The organism is Achromobacter sp., assembly GCF_036567245.1.
Lineage (GTDB): Bacteria > Pseudomonadota > Gammaproteobacteria > Burkholderiales > Burkholderiaceae_B > Achromobacter.
This window is the reverse complement of sequence record NZ_DATCUY010000092.1, coordinates 1-8725: the sequence shown is the minus strand read 5'-3', so window position 1 is coordinate 8725 and position 8725 is coordinate 1. Positions and strand designations below refer to the sequence as shown.

The following is an 8725-nucleotide window of genomic DNA, read 5'->3' as shown; positions in this document are numbered from 1 at the left end:
GCAGCCACGGCACCACTTTCGGCGGCGGCCCCCTGGTCTGTGCGGCCGGGCTGGCCGTGCTGGACGCGCTGGAATCCGAAAAGCTGCTGGACAACGCCCACAACGTCGGCGACCACCTGAAAGCCGCCCAGGCCGACGCATTGGCCGGCACCCCGGGCGTCACCGAAATCCGCGGCCGCGGCCTGATGCTGGGCATCGAGCTTGCCCGTCCCTGCGGCGTGCTTGCCATGCGCGCCATGGAGGCCGGCCTGCTCATCAACGTCACGCGCGACCGTGTCATCCGCATGTTGCCGCCGCTGATCCTCAACCGCGACGAAGCCGACCGCATCGTCGCGATCCTGGTTCCGCTCATCCAGGAATTCCTGGCCGAAACACCATAAAATCAACGTCCCGCCCGGGCCATGAGCCTGGCCGGGCCCCATGACCTGCGACATCACCATGACTCCTCCCACGACTCAAAACGGCCCGCTGCGGCACTTCCTGCAGTTCAAGGACTTCTCGTCCGCCGAGATCGCCTACGTGCTGGACCGCGCGCGCCTGATCAAGGACAAGTTCAAACGCTACGAACCCCACATGCCGCTGCATGACCGCACGCTGGCGATGGTGTTCGAAAAGGCCAGCACGCGCACCCGCGTGTCGTTCGAGGCCGGCATGTACCAGATGGGCGGTTCGGTCATCAACCTGACCTCCAACGATTCGCAGCTGGGCCGCTCCGAGCCCATCGAAGACACCGCGCGCGTCATCTCGCGCATGGTCGACATCGTCATGATCCGCACGTTCGAGCAGACCCGCATCGAGCGCTTCGCCTCGCACTCGCGCGTGCCCGTGATCAACGGCCTGACCAACGAGTTCCACCCCTGCCAGATCCTGGCGGACATCTTCACCTACATCGAGCACCGCGGCCCCATCGCCGGCAAGACGGTGGCCTGGGTCGGCGACGCCAACAACATGGCCTACACCTGGCTGCATGCCGCCGAAATGCTGGGCTTCACGCTGCACGTGTCGACCCCGGCCGGCTACGAGCTCGAAGCCTCACGCATCGGCACGCCGCCGGCCACGGTGCTGCGCCAGTTCAAGGACCCCATGGAAGCCTGCAAGGGCGCGCACCTGGTCACCACCGACGTCTGGACCAGCATGGGCTATGAAGCCGAAAACGAAGAGCGCCGCGCCGCCTTCGCCGACTGGTGCGTGGACGCCGAAATGATGGCCGCCGCCGATTCCCAAGCCGTGTTCATGCACTGCCTGCCCGCCCACCGCGGCGAGGAAGTCACGGGCGAAGTCATCGACGGACCGCAAAGCGTGGTCTGGGACGAAGCCGAGAACCGCCTGCACGTGCAGAAGGCGCTGATGGAATTCCTGCTGCTGGGGCAGATCAAGTAAAGCCTACGCATGCATAAGAGGCCTGCGCATCTGTCGATGTACAGGCCTTTCTTGTGTTGGAGGCAGGCCTGTAGATCGGAAGATGAGCGCCCCCGCCCTCCGTCGGGACAGCGGCAGCAATTGGTGCTAGGGCAACTACAGAACCTTGCGCAAGAAGTCCCGCGTACGTTCATGGCGCGGTTCACCCAGCACTTGCCGCGGCGGCCCCTCTTCCATGATCACGCCCTGATCGATGAACAACACTCGATCCGACACTTCCTGCGCAAAACCCATTTCATGCGTCACCACCACCATGGTCATGCCTTCTTGCGCCAAGGCCTTCATCACCGTCAACACCTCACCGACCAGTTCGGGATCTAGCGCCGAGGTCGGCTCATCAAACAGCATGACTTTCGGCTCCATCGCCAGCGCGCGCGCAATGGCCACACGTTGCTGCTGGCCACCCGACAACTGATTTGGAAAAGCGTCGATCTTTTCCTGCAGGCCGACTTTCTGGAGCAGCCTTTCGGCCACCCGCAGGGCTTCTCGGCGGGGCAGCCTCTTGACTTCCATCGGCGCCATGATCAGGTTTTCCAGCACCGACATGTGCGGGAATAGATTGAAGCGCTGAAACACCATGCCCATGCTGGAACGCAGCCTGTTCAGATCGACCTTGGGATCGTGGACCTTGACGCCGTCTACGATAATTTCGCCATCGCTCGCTTCTTCCAGGCCGTTGAGGCACCGCAGAAACGTGCTCTTGCCGGAGCCGGATGGACCGATCATACAGACCACTTCACGCGCTTTGATATCGCAGTCGACACCGCTCAGGATGCGCGCCTGACCAAACTGCTTGTGCAGATTTCTGACGTGTATCACCGTGCATCCCCTTTGCCATAACGGGTTTCAAGATGCCGGACGAGCGCCGACAACAGCAGCGTAATACCCCAGTAGATCAGCGAAATCGTCAGATACGGCTCCCAATAGCGGGCATAGGCGCCGGACACCGTGCGTGCGGCATATGCCAGTTCCGCCAAACCGATAGCCGACGCCAACGAGGAATCTTTGACAATGGCAATAGCGTTGTTGCCCAAAGGCGGCAACATGCGGCGGAAAGCCTGCGGCAGCACCACCTTGCGCAGCGTCTTCATGTAGCTCATGCCGAGTGAGCGCGAGGCTTCGCTTTGGCCGCGATCAATCGACTGAAGGCCGGCGCGAAAAATCTCCGATACGTAGGCACCTGAATTGAGCGTGATCGCCAGCACCGCCGATGTGAACGCGCCGTATTGCGAGCGAACTTCACGCGCGATATCGCCGCTCAGAATCAAACCGTCGCTGGGATTGATCAGCAGCGGCATCAGCGCGAAGTGAATCAGCAGAATCTGCACGAACAGCGGCGTGCCACGCACGAAACTGACGTAGATGCGCACCGGCCACTGCACCATATAGCGCAGGAAGTATCTCCAGAAACCGTGGCGCGCTTGCGCCAGACGGCCGACGCCCAAAGCCAGGCCCCAGCACGTTCCCGTGATCACACAGATGAGCGCGACCTTGATGGTCATCCACATGCCCTCGACAAACAAGGGCTGATACTCGCCGATGATTTCCCATTGAAAGAGAGAATTCATGAATGGAATCCGGATAAAAAATCGCCCACGGTCCGCAGCGAGAACGTGGGCATGGAAAGGCCCTTACGTGGCTTACAGCGGCAGCGCTGGCACGTTGACGTCGAACCATTCCTTGTAGATCTTGGCGTAGGTGCCATCGGCAACGATCTTCTTCAAACCGGCATTGATCTTGCCCTGTAGTTCGCTGTTGCCCTTCTTGACGGCGATACCGAAGTACTGGCGCGTGAACTTGGCATCGTTGACCACTTTGAATTGCTTCTCAGGATGGCTCTTGATGTAGAACTTGATCACACCGACGTCGCCGATCGCGGCATCGATACCGCCTCGATACAGCTCTTCCAGCATCAGCGGCGTATTGTCGAAACGGTGAATGGCCGTACTGGACTTGCCGATTTCGTCCGAGATGACGATGTCGCCTGCGGTTGAGTTGACCACACCGACTTGCAGGGCCTTCAGGTCCGCCAGCGCGGCAACCTTATTGTCGGCGCCAGTGATGATGACTTGTTCGGCCGGGAAATAAGGCAGCGAAAAGTCGACCATCTTGGCGCGCTTTTCAGTGATGGTAATGCCGGAGATGATGATGTCGCGGTCGCCCTGGCCCAGGGTGGCGAAGATGCCTTCCCATGGCGTGCTGACCAGCTTGATCTTGAAGCCGGATGCGTCGGCAATGGCCTTGATGATGTCGATGTCGAAGCCGACCAGTTCCTTGCTCGGCGTTTCGAATTCAAAAGGACGGTAGGTACCGCCTGCACCGACGACATAAGTCTGATCGGCTGCACTGACGCTGGTAGCGCTCAGCGTCAGTGCCAGAGCACAGCTCGCGAGCATGACAAACTTCTTGAACAACATGGCCTTCTCCCTGGAATGCCGGCGACGAACGACAACCAGATCTAGACGGCCGAGCAGCAAAATGCCCACGGGCTTCGCTGCATTCAGACTTGGCTTCGTTGCGGGACTGGCATTTGCACGAACTGCCGGAGAATCCCCGGCGGCACGAAACGTGGAATGTTCCGGCGCTCGCCTTTATCCATCAACTTATAAATTATTGTTCTTTATTAAAAAAAATTAGATTTACCAAACAAGATTTCCACCGGTTCGACAGTCTGGTTACGCGCGCATGGCAGTCGAGTTCTAGCGTCTGCCTAGCGGCGCTGTACCCGTCCTACAGAATGCGTTTAAACATGGTCCGGCGGGTATTGCGGAACGACGGCCGGACCCGGCTGCTCCAGTCACTGGCGCGCACGGCCAGCCAGGGCGGACTGCCGAAGGTCTCGCGCGTGTGCAGGTCGTAGCAGGCCAGGTAGCGCGGCGACTCGTCGCGGCACTCATAGCGCATGGCGCGCACGGTGCCGGGCACGGACGCCAGGCCCGGCAGGTGCTCCTGGTCGTACCAGGCGTTCAGATCCGCTTCCGCCTCGGGCAGCACATCGGTTTCGACGATGTAGTGCCAGGATGCGTCCTGCCCTGCCGAGGCGCCGGCCAGGTCCAGCGTCAGGTGCAGCACGCGGCTGCGGGCGCCCGGGAAGCTCTCGGCCAGGCGGGCCTGCGCTTCCGGCAAGACGGCAGCCGGTCCGCGCAGATAGACGTAGGTTTCGTCCTCTTCCTCGGCCGCGTACGCGGCGGCGCGCAAGCCTTCCAATCCTTGGGTCAAGGTGCGGTCAAGTTCACGCGCGCGCGGCTCGTCGAAGCGCTCACCCAGCGACACCAGCAATACGGTTTCCTGCACTCCAGTCTCCTTTTCAATGTCCGACGCGCAAGGCCACCAGGAAGCGCGACACCATGTTGTACGCGCCCACGGTCGCGGCCAGCTCGACCAGTTGCGTGTCATCGTAGCGTGCGCGCAGCGGTGCGAACACCTCGTCCGGCACCTCGATGTCGCGCGTCATGGCGTCCGTCAGCGCCAGCACCTCGGACTCGCCCGGCTCCAGGCCCCGCAGGTCCGAGGGCGCCGGACCGCCGCGCAATTCGTCGACCAGCGCCTGCGGCATGCCTGCAGCCAGCGCGTGCGGCACATGGGCCTCGAACTCGTAGGGCGCGTTGTTCAAGGTCGCCACGCGCAGGATGACCAACTCCCGCAGGCGCGGCGGCACCGAGGTGTTCAGGCGGATCGCGGTCAACATGGCTTCCCAGCCCTGGACCACGGCCGGGCTGTTCAGCAGCACCTGGTACAGGGGAGAGATACGCCCTCGCGCAGCCGAGATCCGCGCCTCGATCTCGGCCAGCTCCGGGCGGGTGCCAGGCGTCACAAGCCCTACTCTGCATGCCTTCATCTTCACTCCGGACGGATGTTTTTGCGCTGAATCAGCGCGGTCCATTTCTCGCGGTCCGACGCGATCAGGGCAGCCAGTTCCTGCGGGCTGCCGGGTGCGGCCTGGGCGCCGAATTTCTCCAGGCGGGCGCGTACGCTCTCCGTGTTCAGCGCGGCGCGCACGGCCTGATTGAGCTTGTCGATCGTGGCCGGCGGCGTGGCGGCCGGCGCCACGATGCCGTACCAATTGTTGGACTCCACGCCCGCAATGCCTTGCTCGGCCAGGGTCTTGACCTCGGGCAGCAGCGGATGGCGGGTCGGCGCGGCGATGCCCAGGGGTTTGAGCTTGCCGCCCTGGATATGGCCGATCAGGCCCGGCACGTCGCCAAAGAAGCCCGACACCTGGTTGCCCATCACGTCGTTGATGACCGGGGCCGCGCCCTTGTATGGCACATGCATCACGTTCGCCTTGCTGGAATCGGCGAACATTTCCAGGGTCAGGTGCGGGATGCTGCCGATGCCCGACGAGCCGATAGCCACCGATTGCGAGGCGGCTTGCGACTTCTTGACGAAGTCGGCGGCGTCGACCGCCGGATTGGACGGATTCACCACGAACACCGTGGCGTTGTTCACCACCTTCGAGACCGGCGCGAAGTCGCGCACGGGGTCGTACGGCAGGTCCTTGTACAGCGCCGGGCTGATGGCGACCGCGCCCACGCTGGTCAGGAACAGCACCGAGCCGTCGGCGGGCGCCTTGGCCACGTAGGCCGCGGCGATATTGCCGTTGGCGCCGGCCTTGTTCTCCACGATGACCTGCTGCTTGAGTTCCTTGCCCAGCTGCTCGGCCAGCACCCGGCCCACCAGATCCACCGGCCCGCCCGGCGGGAAGGCGATGATAAGGCGCACCGGCCCGTCGGCATGGGCGGAACCCAAAGCGGCCAGGCTCAGCAGGCCGGCGGACAGTATTTTCTTGAACATGATGTCTCCTGATTGATGGGAATTTTCTTGTCGTTCGCCCGCCGCCTAACGGCGGCCGCGTTTGCCGCGCCTACTCGAATCCGTACAGCCGCGCCGGGTTGTCCACCAGGATGCGCTGGCGCAGGGCGACATCGGGGCAAGCATCGAAAAACAGGTCGACCAGCTCGCCGTCGTCCGGCATGTCGCCCGTCACGTTCGGATGCGGCCAGTCCGTGCCCCACAGGCAACGGTCGGGCAAAGCCTCGGCCAGCGCGCGCACGAAGGGCAGGCCCTCGGCGAACGGACGTTTGCCCGACGCGATGCGGTCGATGCCCGACACTTTGACCCAGGCCTGCGGCACCTGCGCCAGGCCGAGCAGCGCCTGCATCGCCGGCGACGCCAAACCATCGGCCGCTCTCAGCCGCCCCATGTGATCGACCACGAACGGCAACGGCAACGCGGCCAGGCGCGGCAACAGTTCCGGCAGCATCGTGCCGTCCAGGTGCAGGCACAGATGCCAGCCCAGCGGCGCGATCAAGGCCACCACCCGGTCAAAGACCGCCGGATCGGGCGCGCCGCCCAGATGCGGCACGAAGTTGAAACGGGCCGCGCGCACGCCGCCCTCATGCAATTGCCTGACGCCCGCCTCGGTCGCGTCCGCCCCCAGCAGCGCCACGCCGCGATAGCGGCCGCCGCTCCGGGCCAGGGCGTCCAGCAAGGCGGTGTGATCGGAGCCATGGCAATTAGCCTGCACCACCACCGCGCGCTCCACGCCCAGCCGCGCATGCAGCGCCGCCATGGCCTGGTAAGGCGCGTCGGGCGGCGTGTACGAGCGGCCCTCGGCATACGGAAACACGCCGGCCGGCCCGAATACGTGGCAATGCGCATCGCAGGCGCCCGACGGCAAGGCGTGGCGGGGACGGGACGACAATGCAAGCGGAGGACGGCAATCGGGCACGGGCAGGTTCCTGCGTTGAAAATGCCATGGTCCCGGATTGCCCGCTGCCAAACAATGCTATATCTTTGATTTCAGATATAGATTTTCCAAATACCTGATGGACCTGAAGCAGATCGAATACTTCCTGCGGGTGGCCGAGAGGCGCAGCTTCTCGCGCGCGGCCGAAATGCTGGACGTGGCGCAGCCCACGCTCAGCCGCCAGGTCCGCCTGCTGGAACTGGAGCTCGGCCAGCACCTGCTCTACCGCAACGGACGCGGCGCCGAGCCCACCGAGGCCGGGCTGCGCTTCCTGGAACACGCCCGCGCCCTGCTGACCCTGGCCGAACGCGCCAAGGAAGACCTGCAGAGCCTGCGCGAAACACCCACCGGCAAGGTCGTTGTGGGCCTGCCGCCCCGCATCGCGCGCGTGCTGACGCCTCCGCTGGTCCAGGCCTTCCGCCGCAGTTTCCCCGAAGCCTCCATCGCCGTGGCCGAAGGCCTCAGCGCCCAGGTGCGCGAATGGCTGCTGGCCGGCCGGGTCGATCTCGCCCTGCTCTACGACCCCGCCCCCTCGCCGCAGCTAGCCTACGAATCGCTGTTCCGCGAAGACCTGGTGCTGGTCGCCGCCGCCGGACACCGGCCCGCCCTGCCCGCGCACATCGCCGTGGCGCAACTGGGCGACTACCCGCTGGTGGTGCCCAGCCTGCCCAACGCCATCCGCACCCTGGTCGAAAGCGTGTGCCGCGCCCAGGGCGTGCGCCTGACCATCGCCGTCGAGGTGGACGCGGTCCAGACCATCGTCGAACTGGCCGCCCAGGGCGACGCCTACGCCATTCTGCCGCGTTCGGCCGCGCGCGGCCCGGCCGCCGAGCATGAACTGTCCCTGTGCGCTATCGGCAACCCCGCCATTACCAACGACCTGGTGCTGGCCAGCGCCCGCCACCGACCGTCCACGCGCCTGGCCACGGCCACCGCGCAGTTGATCCGTCGGCTCGACGTGCCCGCGCTCTTCGCTCCCCGGCCCTCCGCCCAAAAGAGTTAAAATAGCGAGTGTTTTCTCGTCTGGCGGCTAGCTGCTGTCAAAGTCTGCTGTCAAAGTCCTGTTGGCGTCTCATCTTAAACAATGACCACTATCCTCCCGAACCTTCCTACCGGCCAGAAGGTCGGCATCGCCTTTTCCGGCGGCCTCGACACCAGCGCGGCGCTCCTGTGGATGCGCAACAACGGCGTCATTCCCTACGCCTACACGGCGAACCTGGGCCAGCCCGACGAGTCCGACTACGATGAGATCCCGCGCAAGGCCATGGCCTACGGCGCCGAGAAGGCCCGCCTGATCGACTGCCGCGCGCAGCTGGTCGCCGAAGGCATCGCCGCCCTGCAATCGGGCGCGTTCCATATTTCGACCGCCGGCATCACGTACTTCAACACGACGCCCATCGGCCGCGCCGTCACCGGCACGATGCTGGTGGCCGCCATGAAGGAAGACGACGTCAACATCTGGGGCGACGGCAGCACCTTCAAGGGCAACGACATCGAGCGCTTCTACCGCTACGGCCTGCTGACCAACCCCGACCTGAAGATCTACAAGCCCTGGCT

The 8725-nt window shown here is 64.2% G+C and carries 11 protein-coding genes; 4 read left to right on the top strand and 7 right to left on the bottom strand.

What is annotated here, in order from left to right:
* Positions 1–380 (top strand): aminotransferase class III-fold pyridoxal phosphate-dependent enzyme (locus VIR09_RS03815; protein WP_332011662.1); only part of this gene is annotated, 380 nt, incomplete at its 5' end.
* A gap of 58 nt (positions 381–438) precedes the next feature.
* Positions 439–1380: an ornithine carbamoyltransferase gene (argF, locus tag VIR09_RS03810; protein WP_332011663.1), complete on the top strand. Its 942-nt coding sequence runs from the start codon at positions 439–441 to the stop codon at positions 1378–1380.
* Positions 1381–1515: 135 nt separating this feature from the next.
* Here the strand turns inward: argF and VIR09_RS03805 are convergent, their stop codons facing one another.
* The 7 genes from VIR09_RS03805 to VIR09_RS03775 all read right to left on the bottom strand — a co-directional run bounded on the left by VIR09_RS03805 (position 1516) and on the right by VIR09_RS03775 (position 7150).
* Entirely contained in the window at positions 1516–2238 is a 723-nt protein-coding gene (locus VIR09_RS03805) for an amino acid ABC transporter ATP-binding protein (RefSeq protein ID WP_332011661.1), read from the bottom strand.
* Positions 2235–2987, bottom strand: coding sequence for an amino acid ABC transporter permease (locus VIR09_RS03800; RefSeq protein WP_332011660.1), 753 nt, complete (start codon positions 2985–2987; stop codon positions 2235–2237). The genes VIR09_RS03805 and VIR09_RS03800 overlap by 4 nt, the downstream gene beginning before the upstream one ends.
* Positions 2988–3059: 72 nt before the next feature.
* Positions 3060–3836 (bottom strand): basic amino acid ABC transporter substrate-binding protein, encoded by a 777-nt coding sequence (locus VIR09_RS03795; RefSeq protein WP_332011659.1) that lies wholly within the window; start codon positions 3834–3836, stop codon positions 3060–3062.
* Positions 3837–4149: 313 nt separating this feature from the next.
* A complete protein-coding gene (locus tag VIR09_RS03790; RefSeq protein ID WP_332011658.1) occupies positions 4150–4713 on the bottom strand; it encodes a hypothetical protein in 564 nt (187 codons plus the stop codon).
* A 13-nt stretch (positions 4714–4726) separates the two neighbouring features.
* Positions 4727–5257: a carboxymuconolactone decarboxylase family protein gene (locus VIR09_RS03785; RefSeq protein WP_332011657.1), complete on the bottom strand. Its 531-nt coding sequence runs from the start codon at positions 5255–5257 to the stop codon at positions 4727–4729.
* Positions 5258–5259: 2 nt separating this feature from the next.
* Positions 5260–6213, bottom strand: coding sequence for a Bug family tripartite tricarboxylate transporter substrate binding protein (locus VIR09_RS03780; protein WP_207466410.1), 954 nt, complete (start codon positions 6211–6213; stop codon positions 5260–5262).
* Between the two features lie 70 nt (positions 6214–6283).
* Entirely contained in the window at positions 6284–7150 is an 867-nt protein-coding gene (locus VIR09_RS03775; RefSeq protein WP_332011656.1) for an amidohydrolase family protein, read from the bottom strand.
* A 97-nt stretch (positions 7151–7247) separates the two neighbouring features.
* Between VIR09_RS03775 and VIR09_RS03770 the strand changes: the two genes are divergently transcribed.
* The gene (locus VIR09_RS03770) at positions 7248–8171 is read left to right on the top strand and encodes a LysR family transcriptional regulator (protein ID WP_332011655.1); all 924 of its coding nucleotides are present in this window, start codon (positions 7248–7250) and stop codon (positions 8169–8171) included.
* An 81-nt stretch (positions 8172–8252) separates the two neighbouring features.
* Positions 8253–8725, top strand: a 473-nt coding sequence (locus VIR09_RS03765) for an argininosuccinate synthase domain-containing protein (RefSeq protein ID WP_332011654.1), incomplete at its 3' end; no start/stop codon positions are given.